Origin of the sequence: Streptomyces sp. NPDC005423 (assembly GCF_040606415.1) — a bacterium.
GTDB lineage: Bacteria > Actinomycetota > Actinomycetes > Streptomycetales > Streptomycetaceae > Streptomyces.
Genome location: NZ_JBEXET010000041.1, coordinates 35525 through 55230, shown reverse-complemented (window position 1 = coordinate 55230; position 19706 = coordinate 35525). Strand labels below are relative to the sequence as shown.

The 19706-nt window shown below is 72.3% G+C and carries 20 protein-coding genes and 1 pseudogene; 12 read left to right on the top strand and 9 right to left on the bottom strand.

What is annotated here, in order from left to right:
- Window positions 1-325 precede the first annotated feature (325 nt).
- The 4 genes from rpsA (at window position 326) to ABZT12_RS31395 (ending at window position 4220) form a co-directional block, all read left to right on the top strand.
- A complete protein-coding gene (gene rpsA, locus ABZT12_RS31410) occupies window positions 326-1840 on the top strand; it encodes a 30S ribosomal protein S1 (RefSeq protein ID WP_356390820.1) in 1515 nt (504 codons plus the stop codon).
- A gap of 312 nt (window positions 1841-2152) precedes the next feature.
- Complete coding sequence (locus tag ABZT12_RS31405; protein ID WP_356390818.1) at window positions 2153-3091, top strand: PAC2 family protein; 939 nt, start codon at window positions 2153-2155, stop codon at window positions 3089-3091.
- Window positions 3092-3168: 77 nt separating this feature from the next.
- The gene (coaE, locus tag ABZT12_RS31400) at window positions 3169-3789 is read left to right on the top strand and encodes a dephospho-CoA kinase (protein WP_356390816.1); all 621 of its coding nucleotides are present in this window, start codon (window positions 3169-3171) and stop codon (window positions 3787-3789) included.
- Window positions 3790-3839: 50 nt separating this feature from the next.
- Window positions 3840-4220, top strand: a complete 381-nt coding sequence (locus tag ABZT12_RS31395; RefSeq protein ID WP_356390814.1) for a tetratricopeptide repeat protein — start codon at window positions 3840-3842, stop codon at window positions 4218-4220.
- Window positions 4221-4253: 33 nt separating this feature from the next.
- Here ABZT12_RS31395 and ABZT12_RS31390 read toward each other — a convergent pair whose 3' ends face one another.
- Window positions 4254-4520: a DUF6343 family protein gene (locus ABZT12_RS31390; protein WP_356390812.1), complete on the bottom strand. Its 267-nt coding sequence runs from the start codon at window positions 4518-4520 to the stop codon at window positions 4254-4256.
- A gap of 316 nt (window positions 4521-4836) precedes the next feature.
- On the opposite strand from ABZT12_RS31390, the gene ABZT12_RS31385 reads away from it, so the two are divergent.
- Both ABZT12_RS31385 and ABZT12_RS31380 read left to right on the top strand, forming a co-directional pair.
- Window positions 4837-5535: a class I SAM-dependent methyltransferase gene (locus ABZT12_RS31385; protein WP_356390810.1), complete on the top strand. Its 699-nt coding sequence runs from the start codon at window positions 4837-4839 to the stop codon at window positions 5533-5535.
- 101 nt (window positions 5536-5636) lie between these two features.
- A complete protein-coding gene (locus ABZT12_RS31380; RefSeq protein ID WP_356390808.1) occupies window positions 5637-6137 on the top strand; it encodes a DoxX family protein in 501 nt (166 codons plus the stop codon).
- A gap of 219 nt (window positions 6138-6356) precedes the next feature.
- On the opposite strand, the gene ABZT12_RS31375 is transcribed toward ABZT12_RS31380, so the two are convergent.
- On the bottom strand, window positions 6357-7034 hold the full coding sequence (locus ABZT12_RS31375; RefSeq protein ID WP_356390806.1) for an RNA-binding S4 domain-containing protein: 678 nt from the start codon (window positions 7032-7034) through the stop codon (window positions 6357-6359).
- 120 nt (window positions 7035-7154) lie between these two features.
- Between ABZT12_RS31375 and ABZT12_RS31370 the strand changes: the two genes are divergently transcribed.
- Window positions 7155-7865 (top strand): uracil-DNA glycosylase, encoded by a 711-nt coding sequence (locus ABZT12_RS31370; RefSeq protein ID WP_356390803.1) that lies wholly within the window; start codon window positions 7155-7157, stop codon window positions 7863-7865.
- 183 nt (window positions 7866-8048) lie between these two features.
- Here the strand turns inward: ABZT12_RS31370 and ABZT12_RS31365 are convergent, their stop codons facing one another.
- Together ABZT12_RS31365 and ABZT12_RS31360 are read right to left on the bottom strand one after the other, a co-directional pair.
- Window positions 8049-8516, bottom strand: coding sequence for a GNAT family N-acetyltransferase (locus ABZT12_RS31365; protein WP_356390801.1), 468 nt, complete (start codon window positions 8514-8516; stop codon window positions 8049-8051).
- A complete protein-coding gene (locus ABZT12_RS31360) occupies window positions 8513-9025 on the bottom strand; it encodes a RidA family protein (RefSeq protein WP_356390799.1) in 513 nt (170 codons plus the stop codon). Before ABZT12_RS31360 ends, ABZT12_RS31365 begins: the two co-directional genes overlap by 4 nt.
- Before the next feature lie 312 nt (window positions 9026-9337).
- Here ABZT12_RS31360 and ABZT12_RS31355 point away from each other — a divergent pair, with 312 nt between their 5' ends.
- From ABZT12_RS31355 to ABZT12_RS31345, 3 genes and pseudogenes are all read left to right on the top strand, one after another.
- Window positions 9338-11197, top strand: a complete 1860-nt coding sequence (locus tag ABZT12_RS31355) for an FUSC family protein (RefSeq protein ID WP_356390797.1) — start codon at window positions 9338-9340, stop codon at window positions 11195-11197.
- 253 nt (window positions 11198-11450) lie between these two features.
- Window positions 11451-11670, top strand: a pseudogene (locus tag ABZT12_RS31350) (DUF899 family protein); the annotation flags it as partial.
- A 154-nt stretch (window positions 11671-11824) separates the two neighbouring features.
- Window positions 11825-12007, top strand: coding sequence for a hypothetical protein (locus ABZT12_RS31345; protein WP_356390795.1), 183 nt, complete (start codon window positions 11825-11827; stop codon window positions 12005-12007).
- A 5-nt stretch (window positions 12008-12012) separates the two neighbouring features.
- Here the strand turns inward: ABZT12_RS31345 and ABZT12_RS31340 are convergent, their stop codons facing one another.
- The 3 genes from ABZT12_RS31340 to ABZT12_RS31330 form a co-directional block, all read right to left on the bottom strand.
- Window positions 12013-13956 carry an ABC transporter ATP-binding protein gene (locus ABZT12_RS31340; protein WP_356390793.1) on the bottom strand — a complete coding sequence of 648 codons (1944 nt, stop codon included), beginning with the start codon at window positions 13954-13956 and terminating at the stop codon, window positions 12013-12015.
- 281 nt (window positions 13957-14237) lie between these two features.
- Complete coding sequence (locus tag ABZT12_RS31335) at window positions 14238-14681, bottom strand: hypothetical protein (protein ID WP_356390791.1); 444 nt, start codon at window positions 14679-14681, stop codon at window positions 14238-14240.
- Window positions 14672-15313: an ATP-binding protein gene (locus ABZT12_RS31330; protein ID WP_356390789.1), complete on the bottom strand. Its 642-nt coding sequence runs from the start codon at window positions 15311-15313 to the stop codon at window positions 14672-14674. Before ABZT12_RS31330 ends, ABZT12_RS31335 begins: the two co-directional genes overlap by 10 nt.
- 253 nt (window positions 15314-15566) lie before the next feature.
- Between ABZT12_RS31330 and ABZT12_RS31325 the strand changes: the two genes are divergently transcribed.
- Both ABZT12_RS31325 and ABZT12_RS31320 read left to right on the top strand, forming a co-directional pair.
- The gene (locus ABZT12_RS31325) at window positions 15567-16427 is read left to right on the top strand and encodes a helix-turn-helix transcriptional regulator (protein ID WP_356390787.1); all 861 of its coding nucleotides are present in this window, start codon (window positions 15567-15569) and stop codon (window positions 16425-16427) included.
- Window positions 16428-16682: a DUF397 domain-containing protein gene (locus ABZT12_RS31320; RefSeq protein ID WP_356390785.1), complete on the top strand. Its 255-nt coding sequence runs from the start codon at window positions 16428-16430 to the stop codon at window positions 16680-16682.
- A 226-nt stretch (window positions 16683-16908) separates the two neighbouring features.
- Here the strand turns inward: ABZT12_RS31320 and ABZT12_RS31315 are convergent, their stop codons facing one another.
- Both ABZT12_RS31315 and ABZT12_RS31310 read right to left on the bottom strand, forming a co-directional pair.
- Window positions 16909-18396: a glutamate synthase subunit beta gene (locus ABZT12_RS31315; RefSeq protein ID WP_356390783.1), complete on the bottom strand. Its 1488-nt coding sequence runs from the start codon at window positions 18394-18396 to the stop codon at window positions 16909-16911.
- 243 nt (window positions 18397-18639) lie between these two features.
- A complete protein-coding gene (locus tag ABZT12_RS31310; RefSeq protein ID WP_356390781.1) occupies window positions 18640-19620 on the bottom strand; it encodes a zinc-binding alcohol dehydrogenase family protein in 981 nt (326 codons plus the stop codon).
- Window positions 19621-19706: the final 86 nt, after the last annotated feature.

Here is a 19706-nt window from a genome sequence, read left to right as displayed (position 1 = left end):
GAAGAGGTGTGTCAGGCGTGCGTGGCCTCGCGGGACACGTTTTGTGCCGGGTATGCGGTGATCCGCCCCGGGTGTGCGCCTTCGCGCATTGACCCTGTCCGGCTGCCCCCGTATGCTACAAGTTGCGCTGCGGGCCTGCGCACCTCAGACGTAGCAGGTTGCGCTCGCATCTGTATGTATGTCCCCTCGGTTTTCGAGGCGCCACCGGACACTCCATGTCCCGGAGCGGCGCTTCCTTGGCTGTCCGGCCTTGTACAGAGCGAAACGGGCTCCCGGCGTAAGCAGTACCTACGACTTCAATGTCCGTACCGGAGCCCTTTCCCACATGACGAGCAGCACCGAGACCACCGCCACCACCCCGCAGGTAGCGGTCAACGACATCGGTAACGAGGAAGCTTTCCTCGCCGCGATCGACGAGACGATCAAGTACTTCAACGACGGCGACATCGTCGACGGCGTCATCGTGAAGGTCGACCGGGACGAGGTCCTGCTCGACATCGGTTATAAGACCGAAGGTGTGATCCCGAGCCGCGAGCTCTCGATCAAGCACGACGTCGACCCGAACGAGGTCGTCGCCGTCGGTGACGAGATCGAGGCCCTTGTCCTTCAGAAGGAGGACAAGGAAGGCCGCCTGATCCTCTCGAAGAAGCGCGCCCAGTACGAGCGTGCCTGGGGCACCATCGAGAAGATCAAGGAAGAAGACGGGATCGTCACCGGTACCGTCATCGAGGTCGTCAAGGGTGGTCTCATCCTCGACATCGGCCTCCGTGGCTTCCTCCCGGCCTCCCTGGTGGAGATGCGCCGCGTCCGCGACCTCCAGCCCTACGTGGGCAAGGAGCTCGAGGCCAAGATCATCGAGCTGGACAAGAACCGCAACAACGTGGTCCTGTCCCGCCGTGCCTGGCTGGAGCAGACGCAGTCCGAGGTCCGCCAGACGTTCCTCACGACCCTCCAGAAGGGTCAGGTCCGCTCCGGCGTGGTCTCCTCGATCGTCAACTTCGGTGCCTTCGTGGACCTGGGTGGCGTCGACGGTCTGGTCCACGTCTCCGAGCTCTCCTGGAAGCACATCGACCACCCCTCCGAGGTGGTCGAGGTCGGCCAGGAAGTCACCGTCGAGGTTCTCGACGTCGACATGGACCGTGAGCGCGTCTCCCTGTCGCTGAAGGCGACCCAGGAAGACCCGTGGCAGCAGTTCGCCCGCACCCACCAGATCGGCCAGGTCGTGCCCGGCAAGGTCACGAAGCTGGTTCCGTTCGGTGCGTTCGTCCGCGTGGACGAGGGCATCGAGGGTCTGGTGCACATCTCCGAGCTGGCCGAGCGCCACGTGGAGATCCCGGAGCAGGTCGTCCAGGTCAACGACGAGATCTTCGTCAAGGTCATCGACATCGACCTCGAGCGCCGTCGCATCAGCCTCTCGCTGAAGCAGGCCAACGAGGCCTTCGGTGGCGACCCGGCCACGGTCGACTTCGACCCGACGCTGTACGGCATGGCCGCGTCCTACGACGACCAGGGCAACTACATCTACCCCGAGGGCTTCGACCCCGAGACCAACGACTGGCTCGAGGGCTTCGAGGCTCAGCGCGAGGTGTGGGAGACCCAGTACGCCGAGGCGCAGCAGCGTTTCGAGCAGCACCAGGCGCAGGTCATCAAGTCCCGCGAGGCCGACGCCCAGGCGGCGGCCGAGGGCGGCGACACCGCGGGTGCGGCTCCGGCCGCGTCCGGTGGTGGCGGCGGTGGCGGTGGCTCGTACTCCTCCGAGGGCCCGGACAACTCCGGCGCACTGGCCTCGGACGAGGCGCTTGCCGCACTGCGCGAGAAGCTGGCCGGTGGCCAGAGCTGAACGCTGCCGCTGAGGTTTAGCCGGTAGTTCGAGAGGGGCCGCACCTTTTGGTGCGGCCCCTCTTGCCTGTCCCGGCGCGGTCGTCGGTCCGGGCCGGCCGGTCGTCGGTCCGGGCCGGCCGGTCGCCGTCCACGCGCGCGTGCTCTCCGCCCAAGTCCCTCCGACTCCTGGTGAGGCGGTGGAGCGGGGCACGGCGGACCGGTGGACCGGCGCGAGAAAAGCCGGTGAAAAGCGCCTGATCAGAGAAGCGGACGGGAATGCCCCTGTCCCGGGCCGCGTTGTGCAGTACGAACACGAGGAGGAGCGGTCACAGTGCTTGATCCGCAGGGTTTGTACGCATGGGAGCCGAAGGGCCTGGCAGTCGTCGACATGGCGCTCGCCCAGGAGTCGGCCGGACTTGTCATGCTCTACCACTTCGACGGGTACATCGACGCGGGCGAGACCGGCGACCAGATCGTCGAGCGCCTTCTCGACTCGCTGCCCCACCAGGTGGTCGCCCGGTTCGACCACGACAGGCTCGTGGACTACCGCGCCCGGCGCCCGCTGCTCACCTTCAAGCGGGACCGCTGGACCGAGTACGAGGAGCCCACGCTCGACGTACGACTGGTCCAGGACGCCACCGGGGCACCCTTCCTGCTGCTCTCCGGCCCCGAGCCGGACGTGGAGTGGGAGCGCTTCGCCGCGGCCGTCCAACAGATCGTGGAGCGGCTCGGCGTCCGCCTCTCCGTGAACTTCCACGGCATCCCGATGGGCGTCCCGCACACCCGCCCCGTGGGCCTCACCCCGCACGGCAACCGCACGGACCTCGTCCCGGGCCACCGCAGCCCCTTCGAGGAGGCACAGGTTCCCGGCAGCGCCGAGGCGCTCGTCGAGTACCGCCTCATGGAGGCCGGACACGACGTCCTGGGTGTCGCCTCGCACGTCCCGCACTACATCGCGCGCTCCGCCTACCCGGACGCGGCGCTGACCGTCCTGGAGGCCATCACGGCCGCCACCGGACTGGTCCTCCCGGGCATCGCGCACGCCCTGCGCACCGACGCCCACCGCACGCAGACGGAGATCGACCGCCAGATCCAGGAGGGCGACGAGGAACTCGTGGCGCTCGTCCAGGGTCTTGAGCACCAGTACGACGCCGCGTCCGGCGCCGAGAGCCGGGGCAACATGCTCGCCGAGCCCGTCGACATCCCCTCCGCGGACGAGATCGGCATGGAGTTCGAGCGCTTCCTGGCGGAGCGCGAGGGGGACAACTGACATCCGGTGCGCGGAACGAACAGGCGACAACTGACGCCCGCCGCACGCCCGTCGGCGCCAAGCCCTAAGCTCGGCTCATGCTGACGGTGGGCCTGACCGGCGGAATCGGCGCCGGCAAGAGTGAAGTGTCGCGGCTGCTCGTCGCGAACGGCGCCGTGCTGATCGACGCGGACCGCATCGCGCGTGAGGTCGTCGCGCCGGGTACGCCCGGGCTGGCGTCGGTCGTCGAGGCATTCGGACCGGACGTGCTCGCCGCGGACGGCAGCCTCGACCGGCCGAAGCTGGGGGCCGTCGTCTTCGCCGACCCCGAGAAGCTCGCCGCGCTCAACGCGATCGTGCACCCCTTGGTCGGCCGGCGCTCCCGGGAACTCGAAGCCGCGGCGCCCGAGGACGCCGTGGTGGTCCACGACGTACCACTCCTCGCCGAGAACGCTCTCGCGCCGCTCTACGACCTGGTGATCGTCGTGGACGCGAGCCCCGAGACCCAGCTCGACCGCCTGGTGCGGCTGCGGGGGATGACCGAAGAGGACGCACGCGCGCGTATGGCCGCCCAGGCGACGCGCGAGAAGCGCCTCTCCGTCGCGGACATCGTGATCGACAACGACGTCCCCCTTGAGGTGCTGGAACGACGCGTACAGGACATCTGGGACGGACTCGTGCGCAGAGCCCATGGGTCCCCGAAGCCACCCCAGGAATAGCGTTCGCCGGTCCGCGCGTTGAAACCTCCCAGCAAGGGAAGGAATGCGCCGTGCCCGAGACCAGCGGAACGACCGGACGTACTCCGGAGACACATGTCATCGACTTCCGTGCCGCCGAGCAACTGCTCGACGCACGGGACCCGCGGGGCGCGGTGAAGTTGCTCGACCGTGTCATCGCCGCACACCCGGAGAACACCGCCGCCCGCCTGCTGCGCGCGCGTGCCTTCTTCGCCGCCGCTCAACTACGCCCCGCGGAGCTTGAGTTCACCATCGTCCTGGAGCGGGAGCCGGACAACGCCTTCGCGCACTTCGCGCTCGCCCGCACCTACGAGCGGCAGGGCCGCAACGACCAGGCCAAGCGCCACTTCCGCCTGGCCGCGGCGCTCGACCCCAACCCGCAGTACCTGAAGGCCGCGCGTTTCGACTCCTGACCCTTCCGCCGGCCGGGGCCAGCGGTCACGGCACTAGGGATCGCGGTGCTCCGGCGGCCGGTACGGCGGGATGTCCGGGCCGGGCTGGTAGTGCGGGCCCTGGCGCAGGTGCCTGAGGATCATCGCCAGGTCGACCGTGACGACCAGCCACAGCACCCCACAGGCCACCGCCCACCCGGGGCGCCCGGCGAGCGCGAAGGCTGCCGTCCCGAAGATCGCCCAGACCAGCCCCCACACGCTCAGCCACAACCGCGCCCGCAGCGCACTGCGCGCTGTCCTCGGCTCACTTCCCGTACGCATAGGGACCACCACTCCTCCTTGCAACGTACTCTCCGCAGCGGACGTACTCCACAGGGAGGCGCACCGCACCGTGCCGCCGGCGCCGACGAACTGCCCGAGCGCCGACTTCCGGCGACGGTTCCGGGCGGTCCGCGAGGACACCGAGCCGGCCGACACCGAACCGAACCGGTCCGGTCCGTCTCGGGCGACCCCGTTCTGACGGCGCCGGATCCGGCGGAGCCGGTCGCGGCGAGTTCCCGTTCCGGCCGAGTTGACTCGTACGGGTGAACCAGTGCGAGGGGGGAACGGCTGTGCGGCTGCGGGCCGTTGGACGGGCATGCGAAGCGAAATGCGTGAGGGGTACGAGGGGACGGGACCGGGGGCGATCACTCCGGACGGCTGCGCGGTGGAGCTCTACTCGCGGCTGCCGGTGGGACAGGAGCCGGACGTCATCGCGGCGGCCGTGCCGGCGGGCGCGCGCATCCTGGAGCTGGGCAGCGGCGTGGGCCGGGTGACCCACCCGCTCCTGGAGCGTGGGTTCACGGTCACGGCGGTCGACGAGTCGGCCGACATGCTGGAGCGGGTCCACGGGGCGCGCACGATCTGCGGCCCCATCGAGGAGCTGGACCTGGGCGAGACCTTCGACGTGGTGATGCTCGCGTCGTTCCTGGTCCACGCCAGGGACGCCGAGGTACGGCGAGGGCTCCTGCGCACCTGTGTGCGCCATGTCGCGCCCGGCGGCTGTGTGCTGATCCAGCGGGAGGGCGAGGACTATCACTCGAACCTGCCACGCGAGCGGGTCGACCCCAGCGGTTTCACCGTACGGATAGCGTCGGCGGACCCGGTCGGGGACGGGGTCAACGCGGTGCGCGCGGAGTACGCGTTTCCGGACGGGGCCTGGACGCAGACGTTTCTCTCCCGGCCGCTGAGCCGGGTCCAGTTCGAGGAGGCGTTGAAGGAGGCGGGGCTGAGAGTGGAGAGCTATCTGACACCCGACCGGATATGGGTGAGGGCTGTGACGACCGCGAGAGATTAGCCAGGTAAATCGCGCACCGCGGCGATGAGTTCGGGGGTGAGGGCCGGTCTACCTCTGCGACAGCACACGAACCGCCACGGACCGCTTCCTCAGGAGATCTCATGCCCGAGACCACCACCCCCGTCCCTCCCGTCCCTCCCCTCTCTCCCACCGCTCCCGTCGCGTCCCGAACCGTCGTCGCCGAGCCCTCGACCGTCCGGGGGCGCCGGGCGCGGGCCGCCCTGCGCGGGCTGCAGATCGTGCTGGCGCTGTTCTACGGAATCGCGAGCGCCCTCCCCAAGCTGATCGCGCACCCGTCCGCGGTCGAGTCCTTCGACAAGATCGGCTGGGGGAGCGGTGCCATGTACACCATCGGCGCCCTCGAACTAGCTGGGGCCGTCGCCCTGTTGGTGCCGGTCCTCCAGTCGGTGGCGGCGATGGCGCTGAGTGCGCTGATGGTGGGCGCGTTCATAGTCCAGCTCACCGCGTTCCACGGTCAGAACGCGGCGACCCCGTTGATCCTGATAGTGCCGCTGGTCTTCATCGCCTGGGCCCGGCGGCGACACAACACGGACCTGCTCCGGCTGCTCCGACGACCGCTGCGGCGGGGCGAGCGCGCGTGACCGTGCGACGGTGACGGCGAACAATGCGGTACGGCTCCGCCTGACCATGGAGCCGCAGGGGGGACGGCGCGTGGCAACGGGGCGGAGCGGAGGCGGGGGCAGCCGGAGGCACGAGGTGGCGGCACGGGCCGGCCGCCGCTCGTTCCACACAGCGTCACGTCGGATCACGTGAGGTCACGTAAGGGCGGCTCACGTCGGGTCAAGCCAGGTCACAACGAGTCATGGCCTAGGGCTACTTGACCCACCACCCGGGCTGTTGCGGCCCCGGCCCCGGCCGCCCGCCCCCGGTCCGCCCAACTGGCCCGGGCCGCTCAATCCACCAGGTGCGCCTGGGCCGCCCAGTCCGCCCAGCCCGCGCAGGCGTTCCAGGTCGCGGCGGTCGCGCTTGGTGGGGCGGCCGGCGCCTCGGTCGCGGATGCCGGCCGGGGCGATGGCCTCGCGGGGCGGGGGCGGCGGGGAGTTGTCGATGTAGCACTGGACGGCGACCGGGGCGCCGACGCGCTTGCGGATGAGGCGCTTCACGACGACGATCCGCTCCCGGTTCTCCTGGCGCAGACGCACCTCGTCACCGACGCGCAGGGAGTGGGCGGGCTTCACGCGCTCGCCGTTGACACGGAGGTGGCCGCCCTTGCACGCGGCGGCACCCATCGAGCGGGTCTTGACCAGGCGGACGGACCAGATCCAGCTGTCGACCCGTACGCTCTCGCCGCTCGCCGGCCCGGCGGCCACGGCGGCGGCGATCGCCTGGGCGGCCGCCTCGTCGGTCTCCGCCTCGGTAGCGCCCGGCTCGGTAGCGCTCGGGCCGCCGGCGCCCGGGGCCGCTGCCGCGTCGGTGTCACGGTTCGTCTCGCCGGTCGCGCCGTCCTTGCCGGCGTCGTCCACACCCTCGGAAGCCATGCTCCGACTTTAGTACCCGGAGCCGTCCGGCCCGGCCCGGTTTTGCCGTGCGCGGCAGGAAGGCCGGCAGCACCACCGGGCGGATCTTCCGGGGCGGCCCGCCGGGGCTACGGTGAGGAGATGGACCTCCCCGAGCTGGACCGGCGCATAGCGGACTGTCGGGCCTGTCCGAGGCTGGTGGACTGGCGTGAGGAGGTCGCCCGTACCAAGCGCGCCGCGTTCGCCGACTGGACCTACTGGGGGCGCCCGGTGCCCGGCTTCGGGCCCGCCGACGCGTCGCTGCTGATCGTCGGGCTCGCGCCGGCCGCGCACGGCGGCAACCGTACCGGGCGGATGTTCACCGGGGACCGTTCCGGGGATGTGCTGTACGAGGCGATGCACGACGTGGGGCTCGCCTCGCAGCCGACCTCGGTGAGCGCGCGGGACGGCCTGGAGCTGTACGGCGTGCGGGTGACGTCGCCGGTGCACTGCGCGCCGCCCGCCAACAAGCCGACACCCGAGGAGCGGGACACCTGCCGGCCGTGGCTCGTCGAGGAACTGACCCTGCTACGGCCGACGTTGCGGGCCGTCGTCGTGCTCGGGGCCTACGGCTGGCAGGCGGCGCTGCCCGCGTTCACGGCGGCCGGGTGGACCGTGCCCAGACCACGGCCCGTCTTCACCCACGGGGCACACGTCCGGCTGGACCCGTCGAGCGGCCGGCCGGCCCTGGACCTCTTCGGCTGCTTCCACGTCAGCCAGCGCAACACCTTCACCGGCAAGCTCACCCCGACGATGCTGCGCGACGTGCTGCGGACGGCGGCGGGAGCGGCGGGGCTGAGCGTCCGGTCGTAGGCGGCGCGGGATGGAGGGTCGTCGAGGGGAGCGGAACGCAGAAAGTTGGCTTGGGCCGCACGTACGGGCACCCCTCCTCAACGCACCCGCCTACCTGTGAGGCAAGCGCTCCGGCGGGGGCCGTTGGTGGCTGCCGTCACGCCGTCGGACCGGTCCGGAACGCACGTCACTGACGGAGGAGCGCTACGGCCGCCACACGTACCGCACGTCCGGCTCGCGTTCCTCGTTGCCGCCGCCGTCCGTGTGCTCGACGGCGACGAAGCCGTGCCGTTCGTAGAAGCGGCGGGCCGGCTTGTTGACCTGGAAGGTCCAGAGGCGGAGGCCCTGGGGGCTGCGCTCCTTGGCGAGTCGGACGAAACGGTCGCCGAGGCCGCGTCCGCGCCAGTCGGGGGAGAGGTACAGCTGGGAGAGCAGGTCGTCGGCGAGGACCATCACTCCCACGATCCCGTCCCCGCCGGCCGCCTCGGCCACCCAGGTCTCGCGCAGCGGGACCACCACGTCCCGGAAGTGGCCGCGCACCTCGTCGGCGGAGCGCGGGCTGACGACCGTGGGCAGCGCGGCGACGAAGGAGGACAGCCACACATCGGCGGCGGCGCGCGCGTCGGGACCGGTGGCGCGACGGATGACGACGGCGCTCCCGGCACCCGTCACAGCGCGCCCTCCGCCGAGCCGAAGACCGCCGTGTCAACAGTCGCCCCAGACTCGGAAATCGTCCCGGTGGTCGTGTCGGCAGTTGTCCCGGCGGTCTCCCCGACGGTCGGTTCGGGGACCACGGCTGTCGCCGTGATCTCCACGAGCTGGCCGGTGTAGCCGAGGCAGGCCACGCCGATGAGTGTCGAGGAGTGCGGTCCCGCGCTGAGTCCGGATGCCTCGACCACCTCCCAGACGGCGGAGAGAACCGAGGGTTCGCCGCTGACGACGTACACGTCGGTCGCTATGACATGCGCCAAGTCGCTCCCGACCGCCCGCAGTTGCTCGCCGAGATTCGCCACCACCCGTTCCGCCTGCCGGACCGGGTCGCCCGCGCCGACCAGTTCGCCGCCGGCGTCGAGGGGCACCGCCCCCGCGAGGAAGGCGAGCTTCGTCCCGGCCTCGACGACGGAGGCATGGGAGTACGTGGGCGGTGGGAAGAGCGCGGGGGCGGTGACGCGTTCGAGCACGGGGTCTCCCGGGGGTCGATGACCGGCGGCGGCCACCCCATCACGGGGGTGACGGCGTCCGCATCCGGTTTTCCCTGCCCATCGGTCCGTCGCCGGTCCGTCATCCGTACCGGCGCCGGTACGGCGCCGCTCTCAGGGGCGCCGCGTCGGCGTTGCGTTCATAAAGAAACCGTCTTCCGCGCCAACCGTCACGCCCTGGCAACACGACAGCCCCGTTTCCCCACGAGAACCCGCAGTACCGTGGAGGAACGCAGCTCGCAGCCCCGGCCACCGTCGCCCGAAGGCATTCGCCCTCGCACCGACAGGAGCCCTGTGTCCCGCCGAGTCGCCGCAATCCCTCTTCCGCCCTGGCTCGCCCACACCCTTCGTGCCCAGCGCGGCCCGGTACCGTGGAGCGCGGTGGTCAGAGGGGCACTGACGGCCGGGCCGCTGCTCCTCGTGGCCGTGCTCGCCGGGCGCACCTCGCTCGGGGTGGTCGCGGCGCTCGGTGCCATGTTCGCCGGGATCAACGACCGGCCCGGCAGCCGGCGGGCCTCCGTCAAGCGGCTCGGCGGCCCCGCGCTCGCGGGTGCGGCCGGACTGCTGACCGGGACCTACGCCGGACAGCACGCCGGGGCTGTCGTACTGACGCTGCTGCTGACCGTTGTCGGGCTGGTCGCCGGTGGTTTCAGCGCGATCGGGCCCATCGCCTCGGGGGCCGGGACGCAGTTGCTCGTCGCCACGGCGATCGGGGCCGGGATGCCGCTGCCCGAGCCGGGGTGGGTGCGCGCGGCCGTCTTCCTCGCCGGGGCCGGGTGGCTGATCGTGCTGCGGCTCGCACTGCCCACCCCCGGCGCGATCGCCGGTGACTACCGCTTCGACGGGGAGCGGCACGCCGTCGCCGCCGTGTACGACGCGGTCGCCGCACTGCTCGACGCCGTCGGCGGCCCGAAGGCGACGGACCGCCGCGCCGCACTCACCGCCGCTCTCGACCACGCCCAGGACGCGCTGGCCGGACCCCGGCTGCGGCGGTACGCCAGTTCCGCGGCGGAGCGGCGGCTGCACGGGCAGTACGCCGCCGCGCTGCCCCTCGCCGAGGCGGCGACGGCGCTCGCCTGGGCCGGGGAGCCGGTGGCGGCCCGCGCCGCCGAGGGGCCGCGCCGGCTCGCCGCCGCCGTACGGGAGAGCACGCCCGGGGGGCCGCTGCCCGCGCCGACGCGTTCGGCACCCGCGCTGCGGGCGCTCGACGACGCACTGCTGCACGCGGCGGACGCCTTCGACCAGACCGACGGCAGCGATCTGCACACGCGCCGGCGCACGCCGACCGCCCTGTTCCGCGCCGCCTTCGGGGCCGGCGGGCGGGAGTACGGGCTGCGGGTCGCGCTCTGCTTCGGCGCCAGCGCGGCCGTGGCGCAGGCACTGCACCAGTCCCGGTGGTACGGGCAGTACACGCACTGGTACTGGCTGCCCGCCACGGCCGTCTTCCTCGTCAAGCCCGACCTGGGGCCGCTCGCCTCGCGGGTGCTGTGCCGGGCGGCGGGGACCGTGCTCGGGGCGCTCGTGTTCGCCGGGTTCGCCGCCGTACTGCCCCGGCCCGCGGGGCTGGTCGTGCTCGTCGCGCTCAGCGGCGCGCTGATTCCCGTGGCCACCCGGCACTTCGCCGCCCAGACCGCCGTCGTGACCGTGCTGGTGCTCTCCCTGGTCATGGTCGGCGGCGAACCGGAGGCGTCGGCCAGCCGGCTCGGCGAGACGTTGCTGGCCTGCGCGATCGTCCTGGTCGTGGGGCATCTGCCGATGCCGGGGAAGCGCGGCGGGGGCGTGCGCGCCCGGCTCGCGGAGGCGGGCGCCGCCGCGCACGCCTACCTCGTCCATGTGCTGAGCGAGTCCGACGACCGTGCCGCCCGCTGGACGCTCCGCCGCGAGGCCTACCGCACGCTCTCCGAGGCACGGGGCGCGATCGCCCTCTCGGCCGCCGAACTCCCCGCGATCGCCCGGCACACCGAGGGCACCGACGTCATCGCGGCCGTCCTGGAACGGCTCGTCGACACCACCACCGCGTGCGCCGTCCACCTCGACGACACGGGCCGGCTCACGCCCCGGCACACCGAGCAACTCACCCGGCTGCTGGCCGAGTTCGACCGGGCACGGGGGACGGCGGGACTGCGCGCGATCGAACTGCCCATACCGGTCTGACCACTTGACCCGCGCCGCACTCCGCGTCCCGCGCAGCACCCCGGGCTTCGCGCCGCGCCTTGCGCCCCGCCTCGCCCCCCGCGCGCCGCCCCCGGCCCCGCACCCCGCGCCTCGCCCCGCCCCCCCGCGCCTCATACCGCCCTGCGCCCCGAACCTCGTGGCGAACTCCCGCGACATCCTCCCCAGACCCCCAGACCCCCAGACCCCCAGACCCCCAGACCCCCAGACCCCCGGACGGCGATGAGTTTGCGCGCCGGGCGTGAGCTGCTTCCTGCGCGACCGGGACCGTGTCTTCCATACCTACTCGACGTTCGCGCGCGGGCTCGACGGGCTCGGCTCGACCACCAGTCTGCTCGACCTGACCGCGCTGGGCAGGCAGGAGGAGTGGGAGAGGCCGCGGGGGGCGGGCGTCGGCGCAGGGGGCGCCCGCGGGCAGCGAGCGCGTCCGGTATCACGACGAGTACCCGGACTGACGCGGAACGTGTCCGGAAGGTGCGGAAAAGTGACCGTCTGCTCACCCTCCGGAGTGAACGGGTGTCAACTTTGTCTCAGTACCGTCATTTCCCGCGCCGTTCACCGCATGGTTGCGTCTAACTCTTCGAGTACAGCGCGACATGGAGGTACAGGGTGAACGGGCGAACCGTGCTTGAGCGCTTTCCCGCCGGTGGGCCGCGGGGGTCGTGGCCGGCCGAGGAGTTCGCGCGGGCGCGGCGCCTGGAGGGCCTGCCCGCCGAGGTCGTCATGGACCTCGTGACGGACACCTTCCTGGTGATCGTCCGCGGCGGCGACCCGGTCGACGCCATCGCCTGAGGAGGTCAGCCCGCCTTCGGGGTGGGCAGCTTCACCGTGAACTGGTCCGCCTGGAGCGAGTACAGCTCCGCGTAGACCCCGCCGATGGCCAGCAGCTCCTCGGGGGTTCCCGACTCCACCAGCCGCCCCTGCTCCAGGACGTGCACCAGGTCGGCGTGGCGTACCGAGGCCAGCCGGTGCGTGATGAGGACGACGGTCTGGCCGGCGCCCGCCAGCGCGCGGATCTTGTCGAAGACCGCCAGCTCGGCCCGGGCGTCCAGCGCCGCCGTCGGCTCGTCCACGACCAGGATCAGCCCCTTGCGGTAGGCGGCCCGCGCGATGCCGAGCCGCTGCCACTGGCCGCCGGACAGCTCGTGGCCGCCGCTGAAGTTGCGGGCCAGCAGGGTGTCCAGGCCGCGCGGCAGATCCGCGACCACCTTCTCGGCACCGGCCTCGCTGACCGAACCCGCCACGCGCTCGTCGGTGAGCGGCGCGGAGGAACGGCCGATGGCGACGTTGACGCGGGCCGTGAACGGCCACCGTTTGAAGTCCTGTGCCACCATCGCGATCCGCTCCGCCAGTTGGTGCCGGTCCGCGGTCGCCGCGTCGACGCCGTCCCACAGGATGCGGCCCGCGTCCGGCTGGTAGAGGCCGGCCAGCAGCTTGATCAGGGTCGTCTTGCCCGACCCGTTCTCGCCGACCAGGGCCACGATCCGGCCGAGCGGGAGCGTGAGGGTGATGTCGTCGAGCGCGGGGCGGGTGTTCTCGCCGGGATAGCCGAACGTGACGTGCTCGAAGCGGATCTCCCGCGGCTCCTCTGGCAGGTCGGCGCCGCCGAGCGGGATCGCGCGCTCGGCGGCCTCGGCGTACATCCGGTGCAGGTCGCCGACGAACAGGGCCTCCTGGTGGAGCTGGTTGATCTCCAGGACGAGGTTCTGCAGGCTCTCGGAGCCGCTGCGGATCGCGAGCACGGCCGTACCGGCCACCGAGAGCGCCATCGCGCCGGAGAGCAGCAGTCCGCCCAGGGTCGCGTACGTCGCGGCGGTGGCGAGGCCCGTCCAGGCCGCCGCGACCAGTCCGGTGCGGGCCGCCAGCCGAGCCAGCCGTTCCTGTTCCGCCTCCGCGCTCTCCGACATCTCACGGAAGTGGCGGAGCAGGAACGGGCCGACCCCGTGGACGCGGATCTCCGGCGCCGCGCCCTGCTCGGTGAGGAGGGAGCCGATCAGCTGGCCGGCGCGGACGTGCTGCACCCAGACGTGGAACGACTCGTACTGGCGGCGGGCGTTCGTCAGGGCGCCCCAGGCGCTCGGCACCGTCATCGTCACCAGCAGCGGGAGCAGCGCCGGATGCAGCACGGTGAGTACGCCGGCCGCGGTGATCAGCGAGATGGTCGCGTTCAGCACCCGGGTGGCGTTGGAGATCATGCGGCGGCCGGCGCCGGCGCCGTACTGCGCGGTGTCCAGCAGCTTGTGGAACGCGTGGTCCTCGATCGCGGCCAGCTCCACCGCCGCCGCGCGCTCCAGATACAGCTCGGTGGCGACCCGCTCGACCTTGGGTTCGAGCCGGCCGGTGGCGAACGTCGACGCGGCCCGCAGCAGCGCCGCGACCAGCATCACGCAGGCCATCGTGACCAGGGCGGGGAGCGCGTCGTGCAGGCGGTCCTCGATGGTGCCGCCGTTGATCAGCCGGCTCAGCACCTTGTTGACCGCGAGGAGGCTGACCGCCTGGGCCGCGCCCCGGCCGACCTCCGCGGCCACCACGATGCGCGCGGCCCGCGGATCGGCCCGCCAGGCCAGCCCGAAGCTCGCCCCCAGCATCGACGGCAGCCGGGTCATCATGGCGCGGAAGCCCAGCTCCAGGAAGGCGTCCCGGTGCTGGTTCCACCCCATGTCGTAGCGCAGTGGTCCGCCGAACAGCAGCCGCTCAGACGCGGACGGCTGCGGCTCACCCGCGTCCGCCTTCTTCCCCACCGACACCCTCCCCGGTCGTGGACGAACGCCACTATCGCGGGGGAACCGCCGTCGGGGCAGGGCGCGGAGCCGGATCCGAGGAGTACGCGGGCGTGCGCGGGCCGGAGACCCGTGCGGCCCGTGCGGCGCAGGCCCCCGTGCCGCGCACGCTGGGTGTTCCGTCCGGCGGGTCACCCCTCGCGCTCCTGCGCTCCGCGGGCGGGCGCCCCACGCGCCCACCCGCGGAGCCCGCCAGGCGGCTTGTACGTCCCGGGGGAGGGCGCTCGGCCCGGCCCCGGGGGTTACGCGCTGATCGGCCGCGACCAGGAGGGGGTGGTTCCGGTCAGCCGGCAGAGCGCGAGATACAGCGGGATCGGCGGGGTGTACGGAACCGTGCCGTCCGGCTTGTGGATGAGGCCGGGGGCGTTCGAGGCGTCCGGGAGGAGTGCGCCCGCGGCGTAGCGCGCCGGAGCGGGCCAGTCCAGGGCGTAGTCGGAGTCGGAGGGGACCATCCACCACCAGTGCGCGTCGTCGGCGTACACGCATCCGACGCGCGGCAGCCGGGGCATCACCTGTGGTCCGAGGCCGGCGGGCGTCGCCACGGCATCGCAGCCCAGCGGCGCGGTCATCCCGTCCGGGACGGCCAGCCGCCGGGGCGTACCCGGTGTGTGCAGCGTGCGCCCCAGGCGGATCAGGGTGTCGAGGGCGATCACCCGGCCGGCGCCGGATCCATCGCTCACACCCATGCGGTCCCCGTCCCGAAGTCCCCGTGACCCCCGTCGAGGAAGGCCTCCGCCTCGTCCTCGTCGCCCGCGCCCCCGGCCGGTCCCGGCTTGGGCCGGGCTCCCCAGCCCAGGTCGTTGCACGGGCCGGTGTCCTCGCGGGGCGCGTCCGTCCGGCGCGGCAGCTCCGCCCAGACCAGCAGTCCGGGTCCGTGCTCCTGGGCGCCCCAGGCGTGGCACATGGCCTCGACGAGGAGCAGTCCCCGTCCGTGCTCCTCCTCGGGCTGCTGCGCGGACGGCCGGGGCTCGCCGGGGGCGCACCCCTGGTCCCGAACGGCTATGCGCACCAGGTCGTCACCGTCGTGCAGCTCGCAGACGACATGGCTGCTCGCGGTGTGCACTATGGCGTTGGTGACCAGCTCGGAGATGACCAGGACCGCGGTGTCGCAGGTGTCCTCGCACACCGACCAGCCGGTCAGCCGCGCCCGTGTCAGGCGTCTCGCCTGGGCGGGGGAGCCCGGGTGTGCGGCCAGCTCGAACCGGAACCGGCGCTCGGCGGCGGTCCCGGCGGGGACGGCTCCCGAAGCGGCACCGAGACCGAGGCGGCCTGCGGCGGCGTCTGTTCCTAAGGGCGCGGACGGAATCACGCTTGCCACTATCGCCCCGCCGTGAACACTTGGCAAGTGTCACTATGAAAAATGCAGAGTGCTGTGTGACTCGGTCGGCGGCCATGGCACACTGCATGCAACAGCACGTCGAGCGGCGCCAGTTGGGATCTCCGAGGATCTGCCCGCAGCGCAGAACTTCGAACGCATCTTCGAATGGCGCCGCAGGGCTGTCCGGAATCGATCGTGCCGGAGCCCCTCGTGCCTGCATCAGCCGTGCCTGAATCACTCGTGGAGGTCGAGCGTGAGCGAGCCGCGGTCCGCGCCGACGGTCGGCCAGGTCGTCCTCGGCCGGCGTCTGCTGGACCTGCGGGAACGCGCCGGGCTCAAGCGCGAGGAGGCCGCCCGCATCCTCCGCGTCGCGCCCGCCACGGTCCGCCGGATGGAGATGGCCGAGGTCTCCCTCAAGATCCCGTACCTCCAACTGCTCCTGAAGTCCTACGGCGTCTCCGACGCGGAGGCCGAGGCCTTCGTCCAGCTGGCCGAGGAGGCGAACCGGCCCGGCTGGTGGCAGCGGTTCCACGACATCCTGCCCGGCTGGTTCTCGATGCACGTCAGCCTGGAGGGCGCCGCCGCGCTGATCCGGTCCTATGAGCCGCACTTCGTGCCCGGTCTGCTGCAGACCGAGGAGTACGCGCGCGGCGTCCTGAGGTCGGGCGCCATCGGACAGACCGAGCCGGACGACATCGAACGCCACGTCGCGCTGCGCATGCAGCGCCAGGGACTGCTCACCCGCCCGGACGCGCCCCGGTTCTGGGTTGTCATGGACGAGACGGTGCTGCGCCGCCCGGTCGGCGGCCCGGAGGTGATGCGCGCGCAGATCGACAGACTGCTCGAAGCCACGAAGCTGCCCCATGTGACCCTGCAGATCGCCCCGTTCTCCTCGGGGCCGCACCCCGGCACGTTCGGGCCCTTCGTGCTGTTTCGTTTTGCCATGTCAGAACTGCCGGACATGGTCTACAGCGAGTACCTGACCGGCGCCGTCTACCTGGACGCGCGCGCGGAGGTGGCGACCCACCTCGAGGTCATGGACCGCATGGCGGCGCAGGCCGCTACGGCACATCGCACGAAGGAGATCCTCCTGGATCTCCGCAAGGAGCTGTGAATGGACCGCATCAAACCGCGCCTGAGCGTCTACAACGGCATGCCCGCGCGGGACTTGGGAAGCGAAGGCTGGCACAAGCCGTGGAGCGGCGGGAACGGCGGCAACTGCCTGGAGGCGATGAAGCTGGCCGACGGCCGGATCGCCGTCCGCCAGTCGACCGACCCGGACGGACCGGCGCTCATCTACACCAGCGACGAGATGACCGCCTTCATCGAGGGCGCGAAGGCGGGAGAGGCAGACTTCCTGCTGTCCTGAACCGACCTGTACCGCATGCTTTTTACTTCTCCAGCCACCTCAACCCCGCCATGCTTGAAGTTGACTTCCTTATTCTTTTACTGAATTGACCACGCAGGAACGGCCACCCGAGGGGCGGGCCGCGACCGACCGGACGCATCCCCGGCGGCAGCGGCCCGCCCCTCGGCGTATCCGGGGGCGCCCCGAGATCCGCCGCGCCCGACGGCGAGATCCGGTCACCCGACCGTCACACCACCATGGGCCGGTCGTACGGCCCGATCGGCGCCGGCAGCCGTGACGTCCCGGTGAGGTGGCGGTCGACGGCCGCCGCCACCGCCCGCCCCTCCGCGATCGCCCACACGATCAGCGACTGGCCGCGCGCCGCGTCACCGGCGGCGAACACGCCCCGGACGTTCGTCGCGAACTCCGCGTCGCGGGTGATCGTGCCGCGCGGGTCCAACCCCAGACCGAGCTGGTCCACCAGGCCGTCCGCCCGGTCGGGCCCGGAGAAGCCGAGGGCGAGCAGAACGAGGTCGGCCGGGAGCGTCCGCCCGGAGCCGGGGACCGGACGGCGCCCCGCGTCCACCTCGACCAGGTGCAGCGACCGCACCCGCCCCGCCGCGTCCCCGGCGAAGCGGAGCGTGGACGCCGCGAAGAGCCGCGCGTCCACGTCGGCCGCCGGCGCCGTCCGCAGCTCGCCGGCCTCCTCGTGCGCGGCCGACAGGCGGTAGATCCTCGGATACGTCGGCCAGGGCTCCGCGTCCTCGTCGCGTCCGGTGCCCGGCTGGGCGTAGATGTCCAACTGCGTGACGGACGCGGCCCCTTCGCGTACCGCGGTGCCCAGACAGTCCGCCCCGGTGTCCCCGCCGCCCACGATGACGACGTGCCGGCCGGCGGCGGAGAGGGGGGAGGCCGCCAGGTCGCCCTCGCGGACCCGGTTGGCCAGCGGCAGGTACTCCATCGCCTGGTGGACGCCGGTCAACTCCCGCCCCGGCACGGCCAGATCACGCCACGCCGTCGCTCCCGTGGCGATCACCACCGCGTCGTAGCGCGCACGCAGTTCGGTCGCCCCGATGTCCTGGCCGATCACCGTCGACGTGCGGAACCTGGTGCCCTCGGCGCGCATCTGGGCCAGCCGTCGCTCCAGGTGCCGCTTCTCCATCTTGTACTCGGGGATGCCGTAGCGCATCAGTCCGCCGAGCCGGTCGTCCTTCTCGAAGACGGCGACCGTGTGCCCGGCCCGGGTCAGCTGCTGGGCGGCGGCCAGGCCGGTGGGTCCGGAGCCGACCACCGCCACGGTCCGCCCGGAGAGCCGGTCCGGTGGCCGGGGTGTCGTGAAACCGTCGGCCCAGGCGCGTTCGGCGATGGCGACCTCGACGTTCTTGATGGTGACCGCGGGCTGGTTGATGGCGAGCACGCACCCGGCCTCGCACGGCGCTGGGCACAACCGGCCGGTGAACTCGGGGAAGTTGTTCGTGGCGTGCAGCCGGTCGCTCGCCGCGCGCCAGCCGTCGCGGGAGACCAGGTCGTTCCACTCGGGGATCAGGTTGCCGAGCGGGCACGCCTCGTGGCAGAACGGTACGCCGCAGTCCATGCACCGGTCGGCCTGCCGCTCGATGATCGGCAGCAGCGCTCCCGGGACATACACCTCGTCCCAGTCCCGCGCCCGCTCCTCGACCGGGCGGCGCGGCCACTCCTGGCGGGGCGTGGTCATGAATCCCTTGGGATCGGCCATGGTCGTCCACCTCGCGGACCTGTACGGCGGGGCCGTACGTCATCGGGCGGCACTCTTCCGGCCACGATACGTCCCCGCCGACGGGCGCGCAGAGTGACCGCCGGGGCCCTCGCGGGAACACTTCCCGGCGGCGCCGAAGGCACGTTCGCGCGGGCGAGGCCGACGTGAGGCCGACGGCGGGGGTCGGTCCGGTCGCGCCGCTCCCGCGCGTGCGCACACCGGTCCCCGTGATGGGGTCGGGGGTCAGCTCTCCTTCGGTGCGGGGACCAGGACGGTGCGCACGCCGGGGACCTCGGGCGCCGTCCACGCGGTGCCGACGTCGGCGAGGGGCACCGGCCGGGCGGAGACGGAGAGGCCACCGTTCTGGATCTCCTCGACGAGGGCGGGCAGCTCCTCCAGGTAGGTCCTGGTGGAGACCGCGCCCTGGCCGTTGCCCTGGATCCGGAGGTTCGCCGAGCGCAGCGCTACCGAGGGCAGTTCCAGGGTGGGGCCGGCCATGGAGCCGATCTGGATCCAGTTCAGGGCCCGGCCGCGGTCGGCGCGGGCCCGGAGCAGCGCCATGATCGCCTCGCCGGCGGGCCTGCCCCACAGGTAGTCGATGACCAGGTCGACCTCACAGGCGGCCTCGGCCAGCGCCCCCGCGGTGGCGTCGGCGTCGTCGGTGAGCGCGACGGTGGCGTCCGCTCCGATCCCGGTCAGCGCCGCCAGGCGGTCCCGGTCGCGGCCCGCGCCGACGACGCGGCCGGCCCCGAGGCGCTTGGCGACCTGGACGGCCATCCGGCCGGCGTTGCCGGTCGCGCCGAGGACCAGCACCGACTGCCCGGCCTCGATCGGCACCCGTCGGCGCAGCGCCACCCACGCCGACATGGCCGGGTTCATCGCGGCGGCGATCTTCACCACGTCGGTGCCTTGGGGCAGCGGGACGCTGCGCCGGGTGTCGATGACGGTCCGGGTGGCCATCGGGCCGACGAGGTCGTCGTCGGCGACGAAATACACCGCCCGGCCGTCCGCACGTCGGCCGACCCCGTCGATCCCGGGCACCATCGGCAGCTTCCCGGTGCTGGTGTAGTGGCTGCCCGACGCGCCGGTGCGCACCCGGGGGTGCAGGCCGACCGCGAGGACGTCGACCACCGCCTGGCCGTCGTCGGACGGCGCCGGGAGGTCGAACGGCGCGTAGCGGGGCGGTTGGTCGAACGAGCTGACGACGGCGGCGTGGATGTCCACGGAGATCTCCCCACACTTGGTACGTGACCCAAAGGTTTTGGTACGTGACGCAAATCAAATTAGTAGGTGCCGCGTACCTTCGCAAG